Source organism: Renibacterium salmoninarum ATCC 33209, from assembly GCF_000018885.1.
Taxonomy (GTDB): domain Bacteria; phylum Actinomycetota; class Actinomycetes; order Actinomycetales; family Micrococcaceae; genus Renibacterium; species Renibacterium salmoninarum.
The window spans coordinates 707,764-731,217 of the sequence record NC_010168.1; the positions used below are offsets into that span (position 1 = coordinate 707,764).

The following is a 23,454-nucleotide window of genomic DNA, read 5'->3' on the forward strand; positions in this document are numbered from 1 at the left end:
AGTTAAGCCAGCCAAGCCAGGTCATAAGGAGAAATCATGTCCGTAGAAAACTTCCTAGAAGTTTTGGCCCAGGACCGCACCGTTGCGGTGGTCCGGGCCGCTGCCGTGCCCGATCCAGCGGCATTATGCCAGGCTCTGGTCAACGGCGGTATCCGCAGCGTTGAGCTGACTTTCACCATTCCCGGTGTGTTGGATTTGATCAAGGAAGCAGTGAACACCGCGGCTCAGCACGGTGCAACAGTTGGTGTTGGCACGGTACTTACTGGTGAGCAGGCCCGAGCCGCTATCGATGCCGGAGCACAATTTTTGGTCACCCCTGGCCTACGCCGGGACGTTGCCCGCGTCGCCAGCAACGCCGGGATTCCGTTTGCCTTAGGAGTCCTGACCCCTAGCGAAGTAGCTGAGGCCTTGGACTTAGGTTCAACGGCGATCAAGATCTTCCCTGCCCGGCAATGGGGCCCCGGGTACCTCAAAGACCTGCTAGGACCCTTCCCCGGCATCAAGCTGCTGCCCTCTGGTGGCATCGACGCGAGCAATGCGGCCGACTATTTGCGGGCAGGTGCACTCGCGGTGGGCTGTGGCACCTCGGTCGTGCCGCCATCGGCTATTGAAGCTGGAGACTGGGCCCACATCGGCAGCCTTGCGCAGAACTTCGTCGCCAGCTTGGGAGCACGGTAGTGGTTGAGTTCCTGGACTGGCTACGCCATGACACCGTTGGGCTGTTACTGCTAGCTTCCGCTGGCATAGCGCTACTACTTTTCCTGATTATCAAGGTCAAACTCGAGCCGTTTATCGCGCTCCTCGGTGTTGGTGTCTTGGTGGCGCTCGCGGGCGGAATTTCGATCGATGCTTTGGCGGGAACAGCAACTAAAAGCGGTGATGCGCTCCTAGAAAAGGGCTTTGCCGGGATTCTCGGTCACATCACCGTCATCATTGGTTTGGGTACCGTACTTGGCGCAATATTGGAGCGCTCTGGCGGAGCCGAGGTGCTGCTGAGTCGTTTGGTTCGAGTCTTCGGTGAAAAAGGCACCCCGTTGGCAATGGGTATTACTGGCTTTGTGCTGGGGATTCCGGTGTTTTTCGACATTGGCATCTTTGTGCTTGCCCCGCTGGTGTACGTCGCGGCAATTCGTGGTGGCAAGTCGTTGCTGCTCTACGCACTGCCACTTTTAGCCGGTCTATCCGTAACGCACGCCTTCTTGCCGCTGCACCCTGGACCCGTTGCCGCTGCGGGTCTGTTCCATGTTGAGCTGGGCTGGATTATTGTGATGGGTTTGGCCTGCGGAATCCCAGCCTGGTTCGCCTCAGGCATCCTCTGGGGTACCTGGATAGGCAAGCGGATGATGGTTGAAGTTCCCGCGGACCGAGTAGTAGCTGAATCCGATAAGGGCGCGCGCAACGAGCCGCATATTGGCCTCGTTTTGCTGACCATCGGCTTACCGATGCTCTTGATTCTGGGCGGAACCTTTGGCAATGTTCTTTTACCCGTGGGTGGCTTCCGTGCTGCACTGCAATTTTTTGGCACTCCGGCCATTGCGCTGACCGTAGCCGTATTGCTGGCAATCTGGCTGTTGGGCATTCGGCGCGGCATCACGGCCCAGGAGCTTTCTGAACTTTCCACCGCGTCCTTACGCCCGGTTGGCATGATTCTGCTGGTAGTTGGCTCAGGCGCCTTCTTCGGCTCAGTTTTGTCTGCCACCGGTGTAGGTCAAGCAGTTGCCGGATCGCTGGCTCAGTGGGGACTGCCCAAGGCTCGGCGACGGTGGCAATTGTGACCACGGGCGGCATCCTGGCGCCGACCCTGGCAAGTGGTTTCTCCCAGCCTCAGTTGGCGCTCATCGTTATCTCAATTGCTTCCGGCTCGATTATCGCCAGCCACGTCAACGACGGCGGTTTTTGGATCATTTCGAAATACTTCAACCTTTCGGTCAAAGACACCCTCAAAACCTGGACCGTGTTGGAAACGGTACTGTCCGTCGTCGGCTTTGGCATGGCAATTCTGCTTTATCAGTTCGTCTAAGCTGCCGCGAGGTTGGCCTAGACCCAGGAGTACTCATTCTCGGGCCGACCAGGGGTGCCGTAGCGTGGTGTGCGCCGAGCTGACCCGCGGTCAGCTCGGTATTCCAAATAGCGCCGAGCCGTTACCCGCGAAATCCCTAGCGCTTCGGTGACTTCTTGAGCAGAAACTGGTCCGCTGGCGTCGCGGAGCAGACCGACGACGGCGGCCAGGGTATCGGGGGAGAGCCCCTTGGGCAGCACCTCGGCAGTCGGCGTGCGCAAACGAGCTAAGGCCTAATCAACTTCATGTTGCCCGACTTCACGTCTCGGTTGTTTTGGCTGAGCGGGATCGGCAAGCTGCTCACGAAAAGCGCGATAATTGCCCAGTTTTTCCGCAAAAGACGCAAACGTAAGTGAATCGCCCCGGTGTGTCCGGAGACTTTCTTGTTTGAGAGGATCAGGACATGGCAGGGAAAACTACGACACGGTATCCGCAGGAGTTGAAGGATCGTGCGGAGATGGAGGGTGCGTCTTCGGAGTGGGCGGCGATGCAAAAAGTTGCCCAGCTTTTGGGTGTGGGTGTGCCGGAAACGGTGCGTAAATGGGTCCGGCAAGCCGAGATCGATGTTGGTACTAGAACTGGAACAACGAGCACGGAATCGGCCGAGCTGAAACGGTTACGGCGTGAGAACGCTGAGCTGAAACGGGCGAACGCGATCCTTCGGAGTGCTTCAGCTTTTGTCGCGGTCGAACTCGACCGCCACAACACTGATCGTGAAATACATCAAGGACCATGCCGGTCACCGCGAGAATAATGGATTGCGGTGGGGTGTCGAGTCGATCTGCCAGGTGCTTACTGGGACGGGGTGAAGACCACCCCGTCCACGTACTACGAATGGGTGGATAAAACACGATCTCACCGAGAACAACGTGATGAGGTGCTCAAGCCCGTGATCCAGAAGGTGTATGCCGCTAATTACGGGGTTTACGGCACCAGGAAAGTCTGGTTGGCGATGAACCGTGAAGGTGTGCCGGTGGCCAGGTGCACGGTAGAACGGCTCATGGGGTTACTTGGCATACAGGGTGTGGTCCGTGGCAAGGTCAAACGCACCACGATCAAAGACTCGAAGGCGGCCCGAGCGAAGGACTTGGTCCGCCGTGATTTCACACCAACGGCACCGGATCGGCTATGGGTAGATGATTTCACCTATGTTTCGACCTGGTCCGGGTGGGTCTATGTTGCCTTCGTGATCGATGCTTACTCTCGGAGGATCCTGGGCTGGTCAGCGAGTGCTTCTATGAACACCGTGCTAGTGCTCAACGCAGTTAATCAGGCAATCTGGAGTCGTGAACGGGCCGGGGCTGAGATTTCCGGGGTGATTCATCATCACGATGCCGGGGCTCAATACGCCTCCTTGGCCTTCACCGAACGCCTGGCCCAGGCCGGTATCCGCCCCTCGATCGGTTCTGTGGGTGATAGTTACGACAACGTCTTGGCGGAAACCATCAACGGGCTTTATAAGACCGAGCTGATCAAACCCGGCAAGCCCTGGCGGACTCTAGAAGAAGTCGAAATCGGCACCGCTGAATGGGCCGATTGGTACAACCACCGAAGGCTCTACCAGTACTGCGGAGACATCCCACCAGTAGAGCTAGAAAACCACTACTACAATCACTACCAGAGCACGGCAGCCGCCGACAGGCTCATCGTCTGAGAAACCCTCCGGACACACCGGAGCGATTCACCGGGGCGATTCAACCCACCGACAGAACACGAAGTAGCGTATTACGCTAAAGAAACCATCCCGGCCCAACCGGTGCAGGGACTCGCATAAAAGCGGCAAGAAACCGGTAACGGTTCAGGTTGCCGGACCGGTTCTTGCTTTGCAGGACCGTTCCTACACGGTTTCCGAAACTGCATCTGGCACAACAAACCTCGCAAACTATGTGAGTACGTATCAATGTGTCAACGTCAATAACAACAATGCAGTGGTCGCCAGCGGCTCAGGCACTACCGCAACTTTCACTTACCTGGTCCCGGCTAGCGCTGATGGCGCCAATGTGAAATGTACGTTTACCAACACGGCAAAACCTCAGTCCTTTACGGTTGCTAAAACGTCGGACAAAGCCGATGCCAAACCAGGCGACAAGGTCAATTACACGCTGACCTTGAAGAACACCGGTGCGGTTGATTACACCACGGGAAATCCTGCTCGGATCTCGGACAACCTCAGCAAAGTCATTGACGACGCCACTTACAACAACGACGCAGTCGCTACTGCTGGACCGGCGCCGAGCTACTCGGCCCCGACTCTGAGCTGGGCTGGGCCGCTGGCGGTAGATGCGTCTATGACCATCAAGTACAGTGCGACGGTCAAAGCGGATGGTCAGCGCGGAGATAACCTCCTGACTAACGTTGTCACCGGCGGAAGTAACTGCGTGCCAGGCTCAACCGACGCTACTTGCACCACGACAACCGCGGTTCCTCAGGTAGAGAGGATAAGAAGTCGGTTGATCCGGCTTCTGGCACGACGGTTAAAGCTGGTCAGGAACTGACCTACACCTTGACGTTCACCAATAAGGGTGCTGCTGCTGGTGATGTGAATCGTGTTGATGACCTTTCTAAGGTTCTTGATGACGCGAAGATCACCTCTGCGCCGACGTCGTCGGATGCTGCCCTAGTAGTTTCTGACGGCGCTGATGGCAAGATCACCATCAAGGGCTCGCTTGAAGCAGGCAAAACTGTCACGGTCAGCTACAGGTGATGGTGAAGCCTGATAGTCAGCCTGGCGATAACGTGTTGGGTAACTTTCTGGTCAACCCGGGCGAGACTCCGCCGACGACTTGTGAGCCGGGTAATCCGGATTGCACGACTAACCCAGTGCCTCAGCTTGAAGATTCAAAGAGTATGGATCCCAAGTCCGGCAGCACCGTGGTCGCTGGTCAGGAGCTGACCTACACCTTGACGTTCACCAATAAGGGTGCTGCTGCTGGTGATGTTGACCGTGTTGATGACCTTTCTAAGGTTCTTGATGACGCGACGATTACTTCGACGCCGACGTCGTCGGATGCTGCCCTAGTAGTTTCTGACGGCACTGATGGCAAGATCACCATCAAGGGCTCGCTTGAAGCAGGCAAAACTGTCACGGTCAGCTACAAGGTGATGGTGAAGCCTGATGGTCAGCGTGGCGATAACGTGTTGGGTAACTTCCTGGTCAACCCGGGCGAGACTCCGCCGACGACTTGTGAGCCGGGCAATCCGGATTGCACGACTAACCCGGTGCCTCAGCTTGAAGATTCAAAGAGTGTGGATCCCAAGTCAGGTACGACGGTCAAGGCTGGTCAGGAGCTGACCTACACGCTGACTTTCGAGAACAAGGGTGCTGGCGCGGGAGAGATCAATCGCGTTGACAACCTGACCGGAGTTTTGGACGACGCAACGATCAGTGCAAAGCCCTCATCTTCGGATGGCGCGCTGACTGTCACTGATGGCAGCAACGGCAAGATTGACATCACGGGAACTCTCGATGCAGGCAAGACGGTGACTGTTACCTACAAGGTGACGGTGAAGCCGGATGGTCAGCGTGGCGATAACCTGTTGGGTCACTTCTTGCTGAACCCGGGTGAGACGCCGCCAACGACGTGCGTTCCTGGAAGCGATAAGTGCACTAACAACCCAGTCACGCCAACTCCGGTCGTACCAACGGATCCTAGCCTGCCGGACACCGGCGTTCAGGGCCTGTTGCCGATTCTGTACGGGGCTGGTGGAGTGTTCCTGCTCGGCCTGTTCTTGTTGCTGGGTCTTGGACTGCGCCGTCGTCGTAGTGAGTCGTAAGGCTCAAAAGACACGTCAAAATAGCTAGAGAGAAAAGGGTGAGCTGCCAACAGCTCACCCTTTTCTCTTGGCGCATTTTGTTCGAATTGTCTCAAGATGTGAGACGCGGCGAGCATTTTGGGAGCAAGACAATCAGTTTAGTTAGGGTAATTTGGTTACCCTGGCCGGGCAACTAAGCGCGGTATGAATGCAAAGGCAGAATCAATGAGATTGATGCGCACCAAGTCGGTGGAGCAGTCCATCGCGGACTCAACAGAACCGGGCCGGACCCTCAAACGGTCACTTAGCACCTGGGATCTGATGATCATGGGCGTAGCAGTGGCCGTTGGTGCGGGTATTTTCTCGGTGGGCGCCAAGGCGGCTGCGCACAATGCTGGCCCCGCGGTAACGGTTTCATTTGTCTTGGCAGCAGTTACTTGTGCCCTGGCCATTATGTGTTACGCCGAATTTGCCACCGCGATGCCGGTGACCGGTAGTGCTTACGTCTTCACTTACGCCACGATGGGTGAGCTTTTGGCCTGGATCATCGGCTGGAACCTGATCCTTGAGTTGTTGATGGCTGGCGCGGTGATTGCTAAATATTGGGGCGTCTATCTATCGAACTTCCTGACCGCGATCAACCTTCCGCTGCCCGCAGAGGTCTCAATATTCGGGCTACCGCTTTATTGGGGCCCGCTCGTCGTGGTGGCAATTTTCACCGTGGTTTTGGTGTTGGGCACTAAGCTCTCGGCCCGCGTCAACAACGTGGTGACCGTGATCAAAATTGCGATCGTGCTTTTCGTCATTGTTGTTGGACTTTTCTACGTCAAAGCTCAGAACTACACGCCGTTTGTGCCGCCAAGCCAGCCAGCTCCGGACAGCGGGACAAGCTGGGTAACGCAGCCCTTCCTCTCCTTCCTTTCCGGTTCAACGCCGGAAATGTACGGCTTCACCGGGGTGATCTCCGGTGCCGCATTAGTCTTCCTCTCATTCATTGGCTTCGACGTCGTCGCCACCAGTGCCGAAGAGGTCAAGAACCCCAAGAAAACCTTGCCGCGTGGCATTTTTGTCGGCTTAGCCGTGGTGACCGTCTTGTATATTTTGGTCACGCTGACCGTCACCGGTATGGTGCCGTACACCGATCTGGCTAAAGCTAAGGACCCCTCGCTGGCTTCTGCATTCCAGTTAGTTGGTGCGGACTGGGCAGTTGTGGTGATTGCCTTGGGCTCGCTGATCGGTCTCACCACGGTGATTATGGTGCTTTTGATGGGCCTTGCACGAGTCTCGATGGCGATGAGTCGAGACGGCTTACTGCCGCGGGCTCTTTCTCGTACTTCAGAGAAGCGCTCAACCCCGGCACGTACCCAGATCATCTGCGGAGCCATTGTCGCCGCTCTTGCCGGTTTTACGCCCATTGAGCTACTCGGTGAAATGATCAACATTGGCACCTTGTCCGCTTTCGTCATGGTCAGCTTGGGAATTATCGTTTTGCGCCGTAAGCGTCCAGACCTCAAGCCGGCGTTCCGAGTTCCGCTTGGTCCGGTGATCCCGATCATTTCCGCAGTGTTGTGCATTTACTTGATGTTCAACTTGGCCACTGAAACCTGGATTTTCTTTGGTATTTGGGTGGTTATCGGATTGGTCATCTACTTCAGCTACGGGCAGTGGAATTCTAGACTTGGTCGTCAAGAGAAACAATCCAGTGAAAAAGTTGCCGCAGGTAAGTAGGCTTCGGTTATGACTCAAGGATTCGTTACTGACGGATATCAGCCACTTGCTGACGCTTTCGATTCGCTTTTCACTGACGGGCTCGACGATGGAGCCTCGCTGGCCGTCTATCGGGACGGAAAAGCTGTCCTGGATCTTTGGGGAGGAGAAGATCCGCACGATGGCTCACCGTGGTTAAAGGACAGCGTAAGCTCGGGCTTTTCCACCACAAAGGCGGCAGCAACGATTTGCTTACTGCGCTTGGTAGAACGTGGTTTGATCGATCTCGACGCACCCGTTGCTACCTATTGGCCAGAGTTTACGGCCGCAGGAAAAGCCGGTATTACGGTGCGTCAGGTCTCGCAGCACCGCAGCGCTTTGCCGTATTTAGATGCGCCGGTGGAAGATTTTTTCACACCTGGCAAAGCTGAGCAGGAGATTGCCGCGCAGGCTCCGGCCTATGCAGTGAATTCTTTTTTCAACTACCATGCGATTACGTTTGGGACGCTGGTAGGCGAAATCGTTCATCGCGTCTCGGGCAAGCCCGTAGGGGAGTTCTTTGCTGATGAAATTGCAACGCCGCTGGGACTTGAATTCTGGATTGGCCAACCAACATCGGTCGAAGGCCAGTTTCGCCGATCAAGCTACCCGCCGCTGACCCTTCCAGCGAAAGTATCAGCCGAGCTGCTGGCCCAATTGCCGCCGGCTACCGTGGCCGCAGTTCGGACTGCGGAGCAGCTCTATGAATTGATTCCTGCCGATAGCCGCGAGAGCGTAGCCAATTCAGTGCAGTTCCGTTCAGCGCAACTCGCTGGTGCCAGCGGCGTCACTAATGGTCGGGCTCTAGCCAGGATGTATGCCGCAGTGATTGGCGAAGTTGACGGTATTCGCTTGCTGTCAGCAGAGACTGTGGAAGCGGCGCGAACCTATGCGACCGACGACATTGATAAGGCTCCGCTGCCAGATGGCACCGTTCAGTCCAAGCCGCGCTGGGGCATTGGCTTCCACCTGGACGACGTCGCAAGCCCGATGCTGGGACCCGGCTCATTCGGCCATGCCGGCATGGGTGGGCGGCTGGGCTTTGCGCATCCGGAAAGCGGTATTGGCTTCGGTTACGTTAGCCAGCGCATGGTGCTCAATCCTTCGCCGCTACCAGTGCTCGAAGAGCGGATGCGCCGACTTACCGAGGCGCTTCGAGAAGTCATCTAAGCCAAAAATCGATCCAAGATAGCAAGACGGCTTGGCGTTAGATAGAACTACTAAGTTCTATCTAACGCCAAGCCGTCTTGCTATCTGAAACGGGGGAGGTGGAGCTTACTGGGCGCCGTCGTGCTCGCCCGTGAGGCCGCCCTGCTGGACTGCGCCGTCGGCCGAGCCTTTGTCGCCAGCACCCAAGTTCGCGCGCAACTTGGCACCTAAGTCAGAGTCAACGTTGGTCCAGTACTGGATAGCGCGTTCCTTGATGTCAGCATCCTGCACGCCGCCGACTGCGCCGGTGATGGTCTCCAAGAAGCGGGCCTTTGCGCCGTCGTCGTAAACCTCGCGGTATAAAGTGCCGGCCTGGCCGAAGTCACTGTCTTCGGAGTGTAGGCGTGCCGCAGCAATGGTTAGCGCGCCGTCGTTCTCCCAGCCGCCAGCCTGGAACTGAGTCTCATCAGCTGCCGCACCATTCTTGGAGTTGGGCGCGTAATTCGGCGTAGCGGCCGAGTTGAAGGTGTAACGGCCCGCACCATTTTGCGAGTAGTTGTGCACCTCGTTCTTCGGGGCGTTCACCGGAATCTGCGCGTGGTTGGTTCCCACCCGGTAACGGTGTGCATCCGCGTAGGAGAAGATGCGGGCCTGCAGCATCTTGTCCGGCGAAGCAGCAATACCCGGCACAAAGTTCGACGGCGCAAAGGTGGCCTGCTCGATCTGCGCAAAGTAGTTTTCCGGGTTCTTGTTCAACGTCATGGTGCCAACGTGAATCAACGGGTAATCAGCCTTGGGCCAGACCTTGGTCAGGTCGAAGGGGTTGAACCGGTAGTCTTTGGCATCCTCGTAAGGCATAACCTGCACGTGCAGTTCCCAGGACGGGAAGTCGCCGGTGTCGATTGACTCGTAAAGGTCGCGAATGTGGTGATCGCCATCCGAGCCAGCCAACTCAGCTGCCTGCTCGTTGGACATGCCCTCAACACCCTGGTTCGTGTGGAAGTGGTACTTGACCCAGAAACGCTCGCCCTCGGCATTGATCCACTGGTAGGTGTGCGAGGAGTAGCCCTGCATCTTGCGCCAGGACAACGGCAAACCGCGATCGCCCATCAACCAGGTCACCTGGTGTGCGGACTCGGGAGAGAGCGTCCAGAAGTCCCACTGCATATCGGCATCGCGCAGGTTTGAGCCAGGCAAGCGCTTCTGCGAGTGGATGAAGTCGGGGAACTTGATGCCGTCGCGGATGAAGAACACCGGGGTGTTATTTCCGACTAGGTCGTAGTTGCCTTCGCTGGTGTAGAACTTGATCGCGAAGCCACGCGGGTCACGCCAGGTGTCAGGGGAGCCCTGCTCGCCGGCAACCGAGGAGAAACGGATCAGCATTTCAGTCTCAGCACCGGGCTGGAAGAGCGCAGCCTTGGTGTATTTTGAGACGTCCTCTTTGGTAACGAAAGTACCGAATGCGCCGCCACCCTTGGCGTGCACTACGCGCTCCGGGACTCGCTCACGGTTGAACTGGGCTAGCTTCTCGACCAAATAGTGGTCGGTCAGCGCGATGGCGCCATCCTGGCCGACGCTCTGTGAATGCGCGTCGGACTGAACGGGGGCGCCGGACTGGGTCGTTGAATTGACGGTCATGACTCTCCTATGGGTTGTGGTTCTTTGCGGTGGAGTGAAATCTGTGGACTCAAGCGATGCGCAATCAGCGCAGATGCCGTGAAAAGTGACTTCGGCGCGATAGATAGCCATGCTGGAAGATGTTGGTTCAAGGCATGGTGCATGGCCAACGGCGCAATCGATGTCTTCGATGCGACCGCAGACGCTACACACAGCATGGTGGTGATTGTCGCCAACACGTGTTTCATAACGAGCTGGGCCGGAGGTTGGTTCAATCTTGCGTAGCAACCCCAGTCCGGTTAGATCTGCCAAAACGGTGTACACGCTTTGCAAGGTCAACTCTGGTAGCTCCGTGCACGCTTCACGCCAAATGTGTTCGGCATCTTGGTGCGGGGCCATATGAGCTGCTGCTAAAACCGCGAGCCGCTGTTTGGTGACGCGGCGGCCATGTGCGCGCAGACTGGTCTCCCAGTCTTGTTGTGTCTGTTCCCAGTCCGAAGAGCTGGCAACAGTGTCCCGCGTCACCGTCATAACCCCAGTCAAACACTTATTCTGAGTAAGTCGTAATAAGGTGAACCTAAGTTCCAGCGCTCACATTGCCCAGCTGTCTAACCACTGTGCGAGCGGTTGAACTATCTCTTTCCTGGACCGGCCGAAGAGTCGAATCTGCAATGCCGCGCTGCCGTCCGGTGTGACCGCTGCATCAGTGGTCCAGCAACTTAATCCAGCACCGCCAGCCACCCTCATCGCGGCATGCTGCTGGCCGAGCTGCGCTCCCAGACTGAGTAAGTCGTGTGGGGTTAGCTCGCCCAGGCTGCCGGCGGCAGGTCGAGGTTGGATCGTCAACTCCAGCGAGCCCGCATTCCCGGTGCTGGCGGGGAATTCCCTCGGCGTGCTTGGCTCCAGTGGGCCGAGTTCGTGCTCCGGAATATCTGAAAAAGCTTGCCGCAGTTTTAAGTCGGCAGCTTCTAACTCGGCGGCGGAAACCGTGCTGCGTTGATGTGCTGGCGTGAGCAGGATCGACTTCAGCGAGTGGCTTGGATACCTCAACTGATCCAGGCGGCCAAAGATGTGCATTGTCGGTGTGGAAATCTCTGGCGAAGGCTCGCCGAGGCAGTCATCAACGGGCAGCCATTGATAGGCGAAGTAGAGCTCGCAACCAGTGGTATCAAAAGCCTGGGTCAATGCGCGCGTGGTCAGCTGAAAGTTTAATAACCAGTCCGTAGCCGAGGTTTCGTTGAACTCGGTCGATGGATCATTGAGCCGAATCAGTAGGTGTGCAGGGGTTAGTGGCGCAAGGGGGCGCAGAACGGACCAAAGTGCACCAGGGTGCACCGTTCGACGTCGAACTTGCACTGTGGCGCCTCCTTCTTGGCTGGGTCCCTTACTCAGGAGTCTAGGACGGACTAGTCTTGGTCGGTGCGAAAACTTTTGGTGGACATCACCCCATTGCGGGAAAGTCCACCGTACCGAAGGCTATGGACGGGCATGGCGCTCTCTGCAATTGGCGCGCCGTTGACGCTTGTGGCGATGTCCCTGCAGGTTTACGCCTTGACCCAATCAACCTTTGCAGTGGGTATGATCGGCGTATTTTCGTTAGTGCCGTTGATTGTTGCCGGGCTATACGGCGGCTCAATTGTCGATGCGCATGATCGACGCAAAATAGCGATTCTGGCCTCGATAGTGCTCTGGGCTGTGACAATTGGTGTTGCGGCTCAGGCGTGGCTTCAGCTTGACCAGACCTGGCTACTTTATGTTTTCGCAGCAATCCAGAGCGCGGCGATGGGGATCAACCAGGCCGCCCGGAGTGCGATTATTCCGCGCCTAGTCCGCCCCGAGTTACTGTCGGCGTCGAACGCTTTGAGCATGATCGTCTTCGGTGCCGGGATGAGCATCGGCCCGCTTTTGGCTGGGTTTCTAGTCGCCAGTGTTGGGTAAGGCTGGACGTACTCAATTGATGTGCTGACCTTTACTACAGTGCTGTGGGCGGTTTTCAAATTGCCGTCGATCCCGCCAGAAGGCGAGGTGCACAAAGCTGGCTTACGTTCGGTGGTCGAAGGCTTGCGCTTCGTTGCGGTGCGGCCAAACATTCGGATGACTTTCTTGGTGGACCTTTGCGCAATGGTCTTCGCGATGCCCAGGGCGCTCTTACCGGCACTTGGTGCCGTCTGGCGCGGTGGTGGTGAGGCGACTTCTGGACTGTTGCTGGAGGCCATAGCAATTGGATCCCTGCTTGCGGCATTGTTTTCCGGGCCGCTGGGCCGGGTGCGAAAGCAAGGACTTGCCGTGGGAGTTTGCATTACGATCTGGGGCGGTTCAATCGCGGGAGTTGGCTTGGCATTGCTTGCTGCTGGTAAGCACGACGGCGCTGGTGTCTCTGCTTGGCTCAGCGTGGTGTTTGGCTTGTTGGTGCTCTCTTGAATAGCTGATTCGATCAGTGGTGTATTCCGCTCCACGATCTTGCAATCGGCCACGCCAGACCATTTGCGCGGTCGGTTACAAGGTATTTTTGTGGTTGCCGGTGGGCCACGGCTTGGCGACCTGTTTACCGGCAGCGCGGGTCAGCTGCTTGGCGAAGCTATGGCGGCCGTGGTCGGTGGCGTGCTGTGCATTGCCGCGCTCTGGTTGTTATTGTGGCTGCAACCAAAATTCTTACGTTACGACTCCCGCACGCCAGAGCCTTAGAGGTGGTCCAGCATCAATCCCAGGGTGAAGTCGAACCTTTGGCGGCCTGCTCCGGAGGTTAGTTCGACGGCGTAGCGTCGGGTTTGCGGGAACTGGTCAGCGGGGAGTGCGCTGAAGCGACGTTGGACCTCATCTGCTTCTTCGCGGCTTGGTGCCCAGTTGTCGTCCGGATCCGTTTGGCCGCTGCGTTGCGTGGTCAGTGCGATTTCCAGGGTGTACGCCGTGACGTAGAGGAAAAGTGCATCAATCGCCCAAGCCGCTCTTTGGGGATCGATTCCGCCAGCGACGAGGATCGCGAGCATGCCTTCATTGACCCGCAAGACGTCGAGATTGGTCACCACCATAGACATGGCAGCGCGCGAGACGCCGGGATACCTCAAATACTGATCGCGGAGCTGCTGGCAAACGTTGGTAATTTGCGCTCGCCACGTCTCGACATTCGGCTCCGGCAGCCTCAGCTCGGTGCAGAGATGCCCAATGATCAATTCATCGATATCCGCCTTATTCACCACGTGCGCGTAGAGCGAGGCCGGCCCGGTATTTAGTGCGCTCGCAACGCTACGCATGGTCATCGCTTCGTAACCCTTGGTGCTGATTAACTCAAGCGCCGCGGCGGTGATCCGTTCGACGGTAATGGGCTCTTTGCTGGTCTTTGGCCTTGGTGAAGCTGCGGACGCTTGAGCGTTTCTCGCCGCCCGGCGTTGCCTTGGATCTGCTGTCATGCTTTTCACTATACCTTGACGCGAACGGTGTTCCATTAATAGAACTATGTTCGTAAAGACGAACAGTGTTCGTTCGTGAATCTAAACTTCACTTCGTACTACACTCAGATGGAGGAGCGCAATGCGCACCCAAACTACCGAGCAGCCCACCAAGGGCGCTCCACAGTCGTTAGGCCAAGCCTGGTTGGCCCTAGCCGGACTGTCCACCGTGTTCTTGTTCGAAATGTTAGACAACTCGATTTTGAATGTTGCCCTACCCACCATTGGCCGCGAACTGAATGCTTCGACCACGGCCTTGCAGTGGGTAACTGGCTCTTACTCAGTCGTGTTTGGCGGCCTTATGCTGGCCTTTGGCGCCATCGCTGATCGGTTCGGTCGGCGACGCATTATGTTGATCGTCCTGGTCTTGCTGGGCTTATCCAGCTTGGCCACCGCGTTCGTGAGTACTTCCGAGCAACTTATCGCGGTGCGAGTACTGATGGGCATCGCCGCCGCAATGACCACACCCGGTTCGATGGCTTTAGCCTTCAGACTCTTCAAGAACGACGATCTGCGCGTTCGTTCCTTGACGCTCATCTCGACAGTCGGATTGATCGGACTCGCTATCGGGCCGACGGCGGGCGGCCTTGTGCTGGCCGTCGCACCCTGGCAAGTACTGCTGCTGATCAACGTTCCGATAGCGCTACTAGCTATCATCGGCGTCCGCGCAGGTATCGCAGCCGACGAGCCCGCAGAGTTGCACCGAGATCCGGTAGATGTTGCCGGCGCCTTGCTCGGTACCCTGACAATCGTGCTTGCCCTGATCGCGCCCACAATGTTCGTCAACGAAGGCACCGGCTCCTGGATCCCCTGGACCACAACAGCCGCAGCGCTTTGCGCAGCCTGCCTCTTCGTCTTACGCGAGCGATCAGCACGCTACCCGCTACTGGACCTGAAACTCATCGCCCGGCCGCTGGTATCGAGTGGTCTTGCCTTCAAAGCAGCAACCGGCCTGGCCATGTCTGGTCTGAGCTACCTAGTCACCTTGCAGTTGCAGCTCGAATGGGGCTGGCCACCAGCCGCCGCTGCCCTCGGCATGCTCCCGCAAGTCGTAGTACTCATTGCCGGCGGAACTTTCGTCAGCCCGTTCGTCCGCTGGGCCGGCCTCAACCGGGCCGCGTGGCTCAGCGTCACCTCGGTCGTCGTCGGCCTTGCTGTTTACGCTTTGCTAGGCGGATTCAGCTACCTGTGGATCGCCGTCGCACTGGTACTCGTGGCTGCCGGACTGCGCGTCAACGGCGTAGTCGCAGCCACCAATGTGCTCAAAGGTTTACCTGAAAATCGCACCACGATTGGTGTGGCACTGGTGGATACATCCAGTGAAGTCGCCACCGGTGTTGGCATTGCTGCCACCGGCACGATCCTCGCGGCCATGTTCACCGGCAGTATCACGGTGATGAACTGGACCGCGCAGCAAGCCGTGCAGTTCCGAGAAGGCGTCACTATTGCCGCTAGCACCATCACCCTAGTCGCTGCCGTTCTGGTCACGCTGGGCTTCCTCCGCACTCGCGGCCTTGCCGATCAAGCCGATGCCGACCAGCCCGATGCCGATCAGTCCGACGAAAAATCGCCTGCTGACGCTGCGAGCTGATGCCACGCCTAGCTCCACAGAGGGATAGCAAACAGCTCCGCAGAGGGATGACAGCGCGGGCCAAAGTGACAGAATAGAATTATGCGTCTCATTCTCATCCGGCACGGTCAGACCGAGTCCAACGTCCACCGTTTACTCGATACGGCGATGCCTGGACCAGGGCTAACTGAGTTAGGGCAGCAACAGGCTGCAGGCTTAGTCTCGGCGCTCGCCGAGCAACCTTTGGACGCGATCTACAGCTCGATTGCCACCCGAGCGCAGCAAACAGCAGCTCCGCTGGCCGCCAATCGTGAATTGGTGCCGATTATTCGGGAGGGCGCGCGCGAGATCGCCGCCGGAGACCTAGAGATGTCGGCCGAAATGGCCTCGGTAATGGCCTACCTGAAAGTGGTTTCGGCCTGGTTGCAAGGTGATCGCGAAGTCCGGATGGCGGGGGCGGACACCGGAACTGAAGTGTTGAGCAGGTTCGACGCCGTGGTGCAAGAAGCGCTCGAAGCGGGCCACAATAGCGCGGCGATTGTCAGCCACGGGGCGATGATTCGAACCTGGACGGCATGCCGGGCGGTCAACATCGATCAGCGCACACCTGAGAAATATGACTTGAGTAATACCGGCGTCGTCGTTTTGGAAGACGGCACCGGAGATCCGGAGCGGCCATGGACGGTGACCAGCTGGGCAGGCGAACCTGCTGGCGGCGCCCAATTAGCTGATCCCTTGCACGATGGGCCAAATGTTGGATCTTGGACAGCAGAATCTCGCTGAGCGCGTCTCCCACGCTTGGGAGACGGTAAGTCAGCAGGGCTTGGGTGGCGGCGCGCCACGTACCCGCTGGGAGCGAGTGGCACTACTTGGTGTGACACTGGCACTGCTCGCAGTCTCAGCGCCACTCAACGTTGCGCTTTACGATATGAACGTCGTCGTTGGCTTATTGCTTGCCGCGGCGCACTCTGGCAGCGTGTTACTGACCTATATGCAGCCCTGGAAAGGCATGCTGCTTTCGGTGTTCTGCCTGGTAGTGATTGCCTGGATGATTGACCCCGGATCGATGCTGCCGCGGCCATTTACCGTAGTCGGGTTGATTACGCAGTTGGCGGTTATGGTGGTGGCTGGGTTGCGCTCACCTTGGTATTTGGCTTCAGCGGGCTGGGTCGTGATGGTTATTGCGGCATTCTTAGCCAACTCGCACTTTGGCCTGCGGCAAGCTGACCCCGGTGCGGTAACCAATATGGTGGCTTTCACATCCATTTCGTTTGGCTTGCTGGTGATCGCGATTCTTGCCCAACAATGGCAACTGATCCGCAAGCAGCTCACGGTGGAGCGGAATGTCAGTGCTGCCGAGTCTGCTCGTCGTGAACTGATCGAAGAGCGCGCCGGAATTGCTCGCGAGCTGCACGACGTGGTGGCACACGGTATGTCTTTGGTGACCGTTCAAGCAACTACTGCCCGCTACCGGCATCCGGGGTTAGACGAGCGAATCATTGCCGAATTTGACGAGATTGCCGGCCATTCCCGACGGGCGATGGCTGAAATGCGCCAAATGCTCGGCGTGCTGCGCTCCGAAGGAACTGGTCGAGAGACTATGCCGCAGCCAGGAGTAGCTGATTTGCCAAGTTTGATTAGCTCTATCCGGAAGGCTGGCATTGAAATCGAACTGACGGTGCAGCCGGATCTCGATGCTGGGCCGGTGAATGAGCTGATCATTTATCGGGCGGTGCAAGAAGCCTTGAGTAACGTCGTTCGGCACGCGCCAGGATCACAAGCGGTGGTGGAAATTGAAACGACGCCGAGTTTGATCACCTTAATGGTGGAGAACGGATTGGCGACTACGGCTGCCGCTGTTAGCCGGGGCGGGCACGGTCTGATTGGCATGCGCGAACGCGTCCAAGCTGTGGGCGGTAAGCTCGACTACGGCCCTATGGCCGGTGGCGGATTCCGCGTAGTGGCTTCACTGCCACGCGCTCAAGAGACCGCAACGGGCAAGCGAACTAAGACAGGACTAGGCAAGTGACGATCAGCGTAGTGTTGGCCGATGACCAGGCGATGGTGCGGGCCGGCTTTGCCGCACTGCTGAATTCACAAACGGATATTGAAGTTCTTGGACAGGCAGGAAACGGCGCCGAGGCTGTGTCGCTGTGCGCCAAACTGCATCCCGACGTCGCGCTTCTGGACGTGCGCATGCCGGAACTCAATGGCTTAGAGGCCGCGAAACTGATTTTGGCTGGTTGGTATTATACGAAAATCCTGATGCTCACCACTTTTGATATTGACGATTACGTTTACGACGCATTATCGCTGGGTGCAAGTGGCTTCCTACTCAAAGACGCGCTCGCAGATGAGCTAGTTTCTGCGGTGCGGATTGTGGCATCGGGGGAGGCCTTGCTGGCGCCGAGTGTCACCAAGCGACTTATTGAAAATTTTGCAAAAAGCCGCCCGCGATCTGCGGCAAACAAAACCCGTTTGAACAACCTCACTGATCGTGAACGCGAGGTACTCACGCTTGTTGGCCGTGGGCTATCAAACCAGGAAATTGCTGCCGCGCTTTTTATCGCGGAACAGACGGTCAAAACTCACGTTTCTAAGGTACTGACCAAACTTGATCTACGGGATCGGGTGCAGGCGGTAGTGCTGGCCTATGACACTGGTCTGGTTGAGCCGGCCAACTAATTAGCCGCCGGTAATTTACCGCAACGCAAAACTGCGCCCCGTATTCCACTGAACAGAAGACGGGGCGCAGTTTTGCGTTGCGGCTGAACGTAGTGCGGAAAATCAGCCCAGGTTTTGGATGAGCTTGAAAAGGGCACCCGTCGGGTCAGTCAGTGATCCAAGCCGGCCAAATGGTGTGTCTTCGAGCGGCTGCACGACTTGAGCTCCCAGTGCTAAGGCTTCTGCAAGGGTTTGGTCTGCGTTCTCTACGGAGAAGTAGACTTCCCAATTTGACGGCGTGCCTTCAGGTAGGAAGGATGATGAGTCCATCAGCCCGGCGACGGCAGCATCGCCTTCACCTACTGTGCTGTAACGGAACTCGTCGCTGTCGCCCATCGTGGTGTAATCCCAGCCGAATACTGCCTGGTAAAACGGCAATGCTGCATTGTAGTCGCGGCTGTGCAATTCGTGCCAAGACGAAGTGCCGGTCTCGCCGTGCGCTTGGAAACCAGTGTGACCGCCGAACTCCCAAACTCCCACGGCGGAGCCGTCGGGCGCGCTGATCAACATCATTTTGCCTTGCTCCGGCACGTCCATCGGTGGGTAGATAACCTGGCCGCCGTTCGCCGTCGTCAGCTCAGCCGTTTTATCAATGTCTTCGGAGCGCAAATAGGTGGTCCAAAGGTCGGGGTAACCGCTCTGGCCGTCGTTCTTCATGAGGCCGGCCAGAGCGGTTACCGTCCTTGAAAGCCATGGTGTAGCCGCCGTATTTTTCTTCATCGCCGGTTTCGTAAGTCCAGCCAAAAAGCTTGGCGTAGAAGTCTTGGGATTTTTCCGGGTTTGAAGTCATCAAATCGATCCAACAGGGCGCGCCCGCCGGAATGCTCGGTGTAGACATGTTTTCTCCTTGTTGATTGCGATGCTGCGAGGTCCTCTTGACCATACGACGAGGCGCTGCCGGTTTCAATGCCCCAGACCTGAGATGTAGGTATGGCTTTGCGCTGCTACCAGGGTACCGGTTCAAAACAACCCGTAATGGTGATGTTTAGCCAAGAACCAGCTCCATAACCTTCTGGAAAGAGCACAGGTGTGTAGTGCACAGGACCGGGTCGAAGGAGTTGGAGATGGCAATCCAGATGAGTGCCAGAACAGTCAGCAGCAGAACAGCCAGCAGCAGTCGGATGAGTCAGCCTAAGGGTGTCAAGCGCGACGTCGTCGTCGACGTCGCCCGGGCAATCTGCCTTTTTGTCGTGGTACTTTTTCACGGCATCATGATGGGGTTGCAGCCCGGCCCCACTGGATTGCAAATTACCAATGCTTTTGACGGTCAATGGTTTTTCCCGGTTTTGTCGCTTTTTCTACAAGTCATGCCGTTGTTCTTTATTCTTGGCGGATTCTCCATCTACGGCGCTTGGCAACGCAGAGCACGCGCTGGCGCTACTGCCGGTAGCTTCATCCGGGAACGGCTTCTGCGCCTCGCCAGGCCAGCAGTTATGGTCTTCGCCGCGGTTGGCGGCACACTCGCCATCTTGTCCTTTGCCGGTGTGCCAGCGGACTTGCTGGGGCAGATAGGATTCCGAATTTCGCAGCCTATGTGGTTCTTGGCGGTTTACATCGGCTGCTCTGCGATGGTGCCGTTGATGGCCAAACTGCATGAAAGGGCCCCACGAATCACGCTGGCGGCGCTTGCGCTAGCCGTGCTCGCGGTTGACGGACTGCGGCAGCTGACGGGTCTAGACGCCGTAGGGCTGGCCAGCTTGGCTTTTGTCTGGTTACTCATGCAGCAATTGGGATTTTTCGCAGCGAGCCGACGTCGGCCGGTCAACTCCAGACTCCGGTTGATGTTCTCGCTGTCTTTGACGCTGCTGTTGCTGGGGGCAATGGGCGGCTGGTGGTCGCTAGATATGCTGCAAAACCTCAACCCTCCCCGGTTCGCGCTGATTCTGTTGGGCATGGCGCAGCGGGCCATTATGGAGTTGCTGCGGCCGCAGTTGGAACGGATCTCGGTGAAGCCGCGGATCAAGAAGGCAACCGAATTCGCTAATTCAACTTCTTTGACGGTCTACCTTTGGCACGCTTCAGTGATGTCCGCGCTCTTAGGCGTGCTGCTTGCTTGTGGCACGCCAATGCCCGAGCCGCTGAGTCCGGCCTGGTGGGCCACCGGGCCGCTCTGGTTGACGGTGCTGCTGCTTGCGGTGATTCCGGTTGCTGCAATGTTGAGCCGATTCGAAAAGGCTAGTGTTGGCGCGTTCTCTGCCGCATTGGGCCGCAAGGTGGTGCCAGCAACGCTCCTGGCAGTGGCCGCCGTCGTACTGGTTTTGGCTGCGGGTGCTAACCCGAGTAGCTGGTTGCTAGCAACCGCTGCGCTCGCCACATCGCTGGGTGTTATGGGCGCGTGGCCGGGGAACACGAAGTCAGTGCGAATCGTTTCCCGGCGCTACAACGTTTTTAACCCGTTGAGGGGTCGCAGAATGCCGCTATAGAAGCAATTTAGCGGCATTCTGCGACCCCTCAACGGGAGGTCTGAGATTTAGCGCAGGTTCACAAACTGTAGATCAGCCTCGTCGAAGCCTTTCAACAAAGTCATCGTGGCCTGTAAATCGTCGCGAGATTTGGAGCTAACTCGCAGCTCGTCACCCTGGATCTGTGCTTTGACACCTTTGGGGCCTTCGTCACGGATCAGCTTGGTGATTTTCTTTGCAATATCTTGCTCGATGCCTTCTTTGATCGATGCTTCTAGGCGGTATTCCTTGCCCGAAGCGAACGGCTCCCCGGCGTCGAGCGATTTGAGTGAAATTCCGCGCTTGATCAGTTTCGATTCAAAAACGTCCATCACCGCCATCACGCGCTCTTCGGAGTTGGCTTTGAGCAGGATGTTCTCACCGCTGAAGTCGATCTCCGCGCCAACGCCTTTGAAGTCGTATCGCTGCGCGATTTCCTTCTGCGCCTGGTTGAGCGCGTTAGCTACTTCTTGTTTGTCGACTTTGCTGACAACGTCGAATGTCGAATCGCCGGCCATGATTCCTCCTGCACGGGCTGGGGTTACTACTTTTGACTGGCCTCTAGCCTAGTCCAGTTAAGCCCCAGAAGTGGATGCCTTCTTAGTACTCCCCAAGCTTAACTAGAGGCAGGACCTAAAAAGGTTTGGAAGAGTGGAGATATGAAAACGCAGAAGGTACGCAGATATGTGGTGCGAAGTGCGAAAGCGGCTGCGGGCACCATGCTCGCCGCGGCAACTGTGGCAGCGATGACGCCTTCGCGCCGTTGCCCGCTCAAGCAAGTACGACGACGAGGGTCGCCGGAGCGCAGCAAGACTTGGCCCGCGCGGTGGCCTTGGGCCAGGTAACTCCGGAGCAGGCTAAGCGGTTCTAGGACCGAATCTCGAAGCAGATCACCGGCGGGGCGTAGAACTTTCCACAACTGGAACACTCCACAACAGATAGCTGTTGCCCTGACTGGCAGCTTGTAACATCAGCAACTTACGACCCGTTAGTCACACAATCTGTTGTGGAATGTCCGCGGAATTCCGGCGAAAAAACGCCGATTCGATTCTTGGCGAGTAGTTCTGTAAAGTTATCTTGCTTCCACTTTGGGAGTCGCTCAAGGCAGATTACCCGAGCGGCCAAAGGGGGCTGACTGTAAATCAGCTGGCAACGCCTACGGGGGTTCGAATCCCTCATCTGCCACCGAGTAAGAAGGCCCGGAATCGTCAAGATTCCGGGCCTTCTTCGTTTTCAAGTATCTAGTTGAGCTGCAGCGCAGCTTTCACCGGTTCCAGTCCCACGATCTGAATATCGTCGCGACAAACTTTCTCCCATTGCGCACGATCAATCCGCCAGCGCTGTAATTGCGCCGGGGTGCCGCGCCGGGTGTCCCAGTCCACGCCATTGCGCTCGTAACCAAGCGATTCAGATACTCGGTTGGAGCCCAGGTTGTCTACGAAGGCGTCACTGTGCGCCTCGGTAGCATTGAGTCCGGCAAAAGCTAACTGGAGTATTGCCGAACGCATTTCCCGGCCGAGGCCTTTCCGGCGTTCCACTGCAGATAGCCAGGAAAAGCTTGCCAGCGTGCCCAAAGTGCTGAATCGGCTGCTAATGACATCCTGCATGCCAATCGGCTTGCCATCAACGATCACCGCGAAAGACAGCCGCCAAGATTCGGAGCTGAAACTTCCGCGATTCCGCCAGGCAGCTTCCAACCATTTCCGCACTCGAATGTCTGGATCATCTTCGTAGAAGGACATTGGATCGTCGTAAGGCAATGGTGACGACATTGCATGACCAGCGTGCACATGGGCAGCGAGTTGTGCCAGATGCTCATCAGTAGCCACGGCAAGCGTCAGCTCGGGTGTAATAACCTACAGCCCGAAGGGGGCAAATACGTTTTCTAGCATGGTCTGAATTCTCTCAACTTGGTGCAGTTGGGCGGGCCAACTGCCGGAAATTTACTTGCCCAGTGTGTAGTACCCCACCAGATCCGAGTGCGAGCTCACGGTGCCAATGCGGACGTTGACCCCGGTATATGGCGCATTGGCCATTTTGTCATTGCCGAGGTAGATGCCGACGTGATGCGTATCGCTGAGTTTGCCAAAGAACGCTAAATCGCCGGGTTTGGGCGAAGAAGTCTTCTTCATTTTGGCGAGCTGGTTATCGGTGTTTCCGGCGCCCAAAAGATCAGAACCGCCAGCAAGTGAGTAGATCCAGCGACTGAAGCCTGAGCAATCCAAACCCTTGGTGCTATCTGCCGGGCACGGTTTGATGCTGCCGGTATAACCACTGCAGGTACCTAAGGAAGGCCCTGGCTTAGAACCGCGCCCACCGCCCCAGCTATAAGGAATGGCGCCGCCGCCCCAACCGCTGAGCGCTTTGCCCTGCACTGCTTGATTTGCGTAATCAACGACCTTGCTAAAAAAGCGCTGTCGCTGGGCGCTGGACCGCCTTCGAGGGCGCCTTTGGTGTTTGGTCCCACGATGCCGTCCGCGGAAAGTCCATGCGCGCTCTGGTAGGACTTCACCGCTGTAAAGGTGCCATCACCGAAGCCGCCGTCGACGGTCCGCTTGGCGCCGTTGTTGTTTAGCAGTTGCTGTAACCGAGTAACACAGCCGCTGTTCTGTCCCTTCTCAATCAGGTTGGGACACGAGCTGTCGTAGAGCGAGGAGACAGCAGCGGGTGCGGCCGAAGCGCTTGGTAGTCCGGGCAAGAGTCCAACGGTCGGCACCGCAATGAGGAACGCTAAGAAGAAGGTAAGAATTCGTGGATGAAATCGCAGAGAGGAAAACACTATTGCTCCTTGGGAGTGCGAAGTGATCAATGGCGCGATGACTTCGACGCCGAGCGATGGTAGGCAGAGAGCCAAGGCAGGTTCAATGCTTGCCAAGAGATTGCCGGGAAACTCTCAGCCTGGTGTTGATCAAACCTGGCTTAGCCAGCTGATAAACGGTGGGCATCGCG

At 57.3% G+C, this 23,454-nt stretch carries 22 protein-coding genes, 1 tRNA gene and 4 pseudogenes; 16 read left to right on the plus strand and 11 right to left on the minus strand.

All coding sequences use genetic code 11. The annotated features are described in order from the left end of the window. Positions 1–36 precede the first annotated feature (36 nt). A complete protein-coding gene (locus RSAL33209_RS03580) occupies positions 37–678 on the plus strand; it encodes a bifunctional 4-hydroxy-2-oxoglutarate aldolase/2-dehydro-3-deoxy-phosphogluconate aldolase (protein WP_012244275.1) in 642 nt (213 codons plus the stop codon). Then, positions 678–2,020: pseudogene (locus RSAL33209_RS03585) on the plus strand (GntP family permease). The gene RSAL33209_RS03580 and the pseudogene RSAL33209_RS03585 overlap by 1 nt, the downstream one beginning before the upstream one ends. 17 nt (positions 2,021–2,037) lie before the next feature. Here the strand turns inward: RSAL33209_RS03585 and RSAL33209_RS03590 are convergent. Beyond that, on the minus strand, positions 2,038–2,280 hold the full coding sequence (locus RSAL33209_RS03590; protein ID WP_012244278.1) for an HTH domain-containing protein: 243 nt from the start codon (positions 2,278–2,280) through the stop codon (positions 2,038–2,040). Positions 2,281–2,462: 182 nt separating this feature from the next. On the opposite strand from RSAL33209_RS03590, the pseudogene RSAL33209_RS03600 reads away from it, so the two are divergent. From RSAL33209_RS03600 to RSAL33209_RS03625, 6 genes and pseudogenes are all read left to right on the plus strand, one after another. Then, positions 2,463–3,713 (plus strand): annotated as a pseudogene (locus RSAL33209_RS03600) (IS3 family transposase). Positions 3,714–3,783: 70 nt separating this feature from the next. After that, positions 3,784–4,554 carry a DUF7927 domain-containing protein gene (locus RSAL33209_RS03605; RefSeq protein ID WP_080503749.1) on the plus strand — a complete coding sequence of 257 codons (771 nt, stop codon included), beginning with the start codon at positions 3,784–3,786 and terminating at the stop codon, positions 4,552–4,554. Further along, positions 4,461–4,763: a DUF7927 domain-containing protein gene (locus tag RSAL33209_RS16870; protein WP_158539285.1), complete on the plus strand. Its 303-nt coding sequence runs from the start codon at positions 4,461–4,463 to the stop codon at positions 4,761–4,763. The genes RSAL33209_RS03605 and RSAL33209_RS16870 overlap by 94 nt, the downstream gene beginning before the upstream one ends. Continuing rightward, the gene (locus tag RSAL33209_RS03615; RefSeq protein ID WP_041684395.1) at positions 4,763–5,833 is read left to right on the plus strand and encodes an isopeptide-forming domain-containing fimbrial protein; all 1,071 of its coding nucleotides are present in this window, start codon (positions 4,763–4,765) and stop codon (positions 5,831–5,833) included. The genes RSAL33209_RS16870 and RSAL33209_RS03615 overlap by 1 nt, the downstream gene beginning before the upstream one ends. Positions 5,834–6,037: 204 nt before the next feature. Then, positions 6,038–7,540, plus strand: a complete 1,503-nt coding sequence (locus RSAL33209_RS03620; RefSeq protein ID WP_041685120.1) for an APC family permease — start codon at positions 6,038–6,040, stop codon at positions 7,538–7,540. 9 nt (positions 7,541–7,549) lie between these two features. Beyond that, complete coding sequence (locus tag RSAL33209_RS03625; RefSeq protein WP_012244283.1) at positions 7,550–8,728, plus strand: serine hydrolase domain-containing protein; 1,179 nt, start codon at positions 7,550–7,552, stop codon at positions 8,726–8,728. Between the two features lie 105 nt (positions 8,729–8,833). Here the strand turns inward: RSAL33209_RS03625 and RSAL33209_RS03630 are convergent, their stop codons facing one another. The 3 genes and pseudogenes from RSAL33209_RS03630 to RSAL33209_RS15895 all read right to left on the minus strand — a co-directional run bounded on the left by RSAL33209_RS03630 (position 8,834) and on the right by RSAL33209_RS15895 (position 11,680). Then, entirely contained in the window at positions 8,834–10,345 is a 1,512-nt protein-coding gene (locus RSAL33209_RS03630) for a catalase (protein WP_041685122.1), read from the minus strand. 168 nt (positions 10,346–10,513) lie between these two features. Continuing rightward, positions 10,514–10,855 (minus strand): annotated as a pseudogene (locus RSAL33209_RS19120) (Fur family transcriptional regulator); the annotation flags it as partial. A gap of 60 nt (positions 10,856–10,915) precedes the next feature. Further along, entirely contained in the window at positions 10,916–11,680 is a 765-nt protein-coding gene (locus tag RSAL33209_RS15895; protein WP_012244285.1) for a hypothetical protein, read from the minus strand. A gap of 63 nt (positions 11,681–11,743) precedes the next feature. On the opposite strand from RSAL33209_RS15895, the pseudogene RSAL33209_RS03640 reads away from it, so the two are divergent. After that, positions 11,744–13,009, plus strand: a pseudogene (locus tag RSAL33209_RS03640) (MFS transporter). On the opposite strand, the gene RSAL33209_RS03645 reads toward RSAL33209_RS03640, so the two are convergent. Continuing rightward, entirely contained in the window at positions 13,006–13,731 is a 726-nt protein-coding gene (locus RSAL33209_RS03645; RefSeq protein ID WP_041684397.1) for a TetR/AcrR family transcriptional regulator, read from the minus strand. The pseudogene RSAL33209_RS03640 and the gene RSAL33209_RS03645 overlap by 4 nt on opposite strands. Before the next feature lie 121 nt (positions 13,732–13,852). Here RSAL33209_RS03645 and RSAL33209_RS03650 point away from each other — a divergent pair, with 121 nt between their 5' ends. The 4 genes from RSAL33209_RS03650 to RSAL33209_RS03665 all read left to right on the plus strand — a co-directional run bounded on the left by RSAL33209_RS03650 (position 13,853) and on the right by RSAL33209_RS03665 (position 18,025). Beyond that, positions 13,853–15,361, plus strand: a complete 1,509-nt coding sequence (locus RSAL33209_RS03650; RefSeq protein ID WP_012244290.1) for an MFS transporter — start codon at positions 13,853–13,855, stop codon at positions 15,359–15,361. An 81-nt stretch (positions 15,362–15,442) separates the two neighbouring features. Further along, positions 15,443–16,123 (plus strand): histidine phosphatase family protein, encoded by a 681-nt coding sequence (locus RSAL33209_RS03655; RefSeq protein ID WP_012244291.1) that lies wholly within the window; start codon positions 15,443–15,445, stop codon positions 16,121–16,123. Further along, positions 16,083–17,369, plus strand: a complete 1,287-nt coding sequence (locus tag RSAL33209_RS03660; protein ID WP_080503752.1) for a sensor histidine kinase — start codon at positions 16,083–16,085, stop codon at positions 17,367–17,369. The genes RSAL33209_RS03655 and RSAL33209_RS03660 overlap by 41 nt, the downstream gene beginning before the upstream one ends. After that, positions 17,366–18,025, plus strand: coding sequence for a response regulator (locus RSAL33209_RS03665; protein WP_012244293.1), 660 nt, complete (start codon positions 17,366–17,368; stop codon positions 18,023–18,025). The genes RSAL33209_RS03660 and RSAL33209_RS03665 overlap by 4 nt, the downstream gene beginning before the upstream one ends. Before the next feature lie 102 nt (positions 18,026–18,127). On the opposite strand, the gene RSAL33209_RS03670 is transcribed toward RSAL33209_RS03665, so the two are convergent. Continuing rightward, positions 18,128–18,721, minus strand: a complete 594-nt coding sequence (locus RSAL33209_RS03670; protein ID WP_233496573.1) for a VOC family protein — start codon at positions 18,719–18,721, stop codon at positions 18,128–18,130. Continuing rightward, positions 18,654–18,902 carry a VOC family protein gene (locus tag RSAL33209_RS18525; protein WP_233496574.1) on the minus strand — a complete coding sequence of 83 codons (249 nt, stop codon included), beginning with the start codon at positions 18,900–18,902 and terminating at the stop codon, positions 18,654–18,656. Before RSAL33209_RS18525 ends, RSAL33209_RS03670 begins: the two co-directional genes overlap by 68 nt. 283 nt (positions 18,903–19,185) lie before the next feature. Here RSAL33209_RS18525 and RSAL33209_RS03675 point away from each other — a divergent pair, with 283 nt between their 5' ends. Continuing rightward, positions 19,186–20,487, plus strand: coding sequence for an acyltransferase family protein (locus tag RSAL33209_RS03675; protein WP_158539287.1), 1,302 nt, complete (start codon positions 19,186–19,188; stop codon positions 20,485–20,487). A gap of 47 nt (positions 20,488–20,534) precedes the next feature. Here the strand turns inward: RSAL33209_RS03675 and RSAL33209_RS03680 are convergent, their stop codons facing one another. Beyond that, positions 20,535–21,023, minus strand: coding sequence for a YajQ family cyclic di-GMP-binding protein (locus RSAL33209_RS03680; RefSeq protein WP_012244296.1), 489 nt, complete (start codon positions 21,021–21,023; stop codon positions 20,535–20,537). Between the two features lie 141 nt (positions 21,024–21,164). Between RSAL33209_RS03680 and RSAL33209_RS17410 the strand changes: the two genes are divergently transcribed. Both RSAL33209_RS17410 and RSAL33209_RS03690 read left to right on the plus strand, forming a co-directional pair. Then, entirely contained in the window at positions 21,165–21,350 is a 186-nt protein-coding gene (locus tag RSAL33209_RS17410) for a hypothetical protein (RefSeq protein WP_145962034.1), read from the plus strand. Between the two features lie 258 nt (positions 21,351–21,608). Then, positions 21,609–21,690: transfer RNA gene (locus RSAL33209_RS03690), tRNA-Tyr, on the plus strand. 56 nt (positions 21,691–21,746) lie between these two features. On the opposite strand, the gene RSAL33209_RS03695 is transcribed toward RSAL33209_RS03690, so the two are convergent. The 3 genes from RSAL33209_RS03695 to RSAL33209_RS19940 all read right to left on the minus strand — a co-directional run bounded on the left by RSAL33209_RS03695 (position 21,747) and on the right by RSAL33209_RS19940 (position 23,284). Then, complete coding sequence (locus tag RSAL33209_RS03695; RefSeq protein WP_012244298.1) at positions 21,747–22,334, minus strand: GNAT family N-acetyltransferase; 588 nt, start codon at positions 22,332–22,334, stop codon at positions 21,747–21,749. Positions 22,335–22,448: 114 nt separating this feature from the next. Next, entirely contained in the window at positions 22,449–22,880 is a 432-nt protein-coding gene (locus RSAL33209_RS03700; RefSeq protein WP_080503753.1) for a C40 family peptidase, read from the minus strand. Beyond that, positions 22,790–23,284, minus strand: coding sequence for a peptidoglycan-binding domain-containing protein (locus RSAL33209_RS19940; RefSeq protein ID WP_411740982.1), 495 nt, complete (start codon positions 23,282–23,284; stop codon positions 22,790–22,792). The genes RSAL33209_RS03700 and RSAL33209_RS19940 overlap by 91 nt, the downstream gene beginning before the upstream one ends. Positions 23,285–23,454 lie beyond the last annotated feature (170 nt).

Coding starts and splice junctions, on each gene's coding strand:
- RSAL33209_RS03580 (WP_012244275.1), top strand. CDS start 37: ATGTCCGTAGAAAACTTCCTAGAAGTTTTGGCCCAGGACCGCACCGTT.
- RSAL33209_RS03615 (WP_041684395.1), top strand. CDS start 4,763: ATGGTGAAGCCTGATAGTCAGCCTGGCGATAACGTGTTGGGTAACTTT.
- RSAL33209_RS03620 (WP_041685120.1), top strand. CDS start 6,038: ATGAGATTGATGCGCACCAAGTCGGTGGAGCAGTCCATCGCGGACTCA.
- RSAL33209_RS03625 (WP_012244283.1), top strand. CDS start 7,550: ATGACTCAAGGATTCGTTACTGACGGATATCAGCCACTTGCTGACGCT.
- RSAL33209_RS03630 (WP_041685122.1), bottom strand. CDS start 10,345: ATGACCGTCAATTCAACGACCCAGTCCGGCGCCCCCGTTCAGTCCGAC.
- RSAL33209_RS03645 (WP_041684397.1), bottom strand. CDS start 13,731: ATGACAGCAGATCCAAGGCAACGCCGGGCGGCGAGAAACGCTCAAGCG.
- RSAL33209_RS03650 (WP_012244290.1), top strand. CDS start 13,853: ATGCGCACCCAAACTACCGAGCAGCCCACCAAGGGCGCTCCACAGTCG.
- RSAL33209_RS03655 (WP_012244291.1), top strand. CDS start 15,443: ATGCGTCTCATTCTCATCCGGCACGGTCAGACCGAGTCCAACGTCCAC.
- RSAL33209_RS03660 (WP_080503752.1), top strand. CDS start 16,083: ATGGGCCAAATGTTGGATCTTGGACAGCAGAATCTCGCTGAGCGCGTC.
- RSAL33209_RS03670 (WP_233496573.1), bottom strand. CDS start 18,721: ATGAAGAACGACGGCCAGAGCGGTTACCCCGACCTTTGGACCACCTAT.
- RSAL33209_RS18525 (WP_233496574.1), bottom strand. CDS start 18,902: ATGTCTACACCGAGCATTCCGGCGGGCGCGCCCTGTTGGATCGATTTG.
- RSAL33209_RS03675 (WP_158539287.1), top strand. CDS start 19,186: ATGAGTCAGCCTAAGGGTGTCAAGCGCGACGTCGTCGTCGACGTCGCC.
- RSAL33209_RS03680 (WP_012244296.1), bottom strand. CDS start 21,023: ATGGCCGGCGATTCGACATTCGACGTTGTCAGCAAAGTCGACAAACAA.
- RSAL33209_RS17410 (WP_145962034.1), top strand. CDS start 21,165: ATGAAAACGCAGAAGGTACGCAGATATGTGGTGCGAAGTGCGAAAGCG.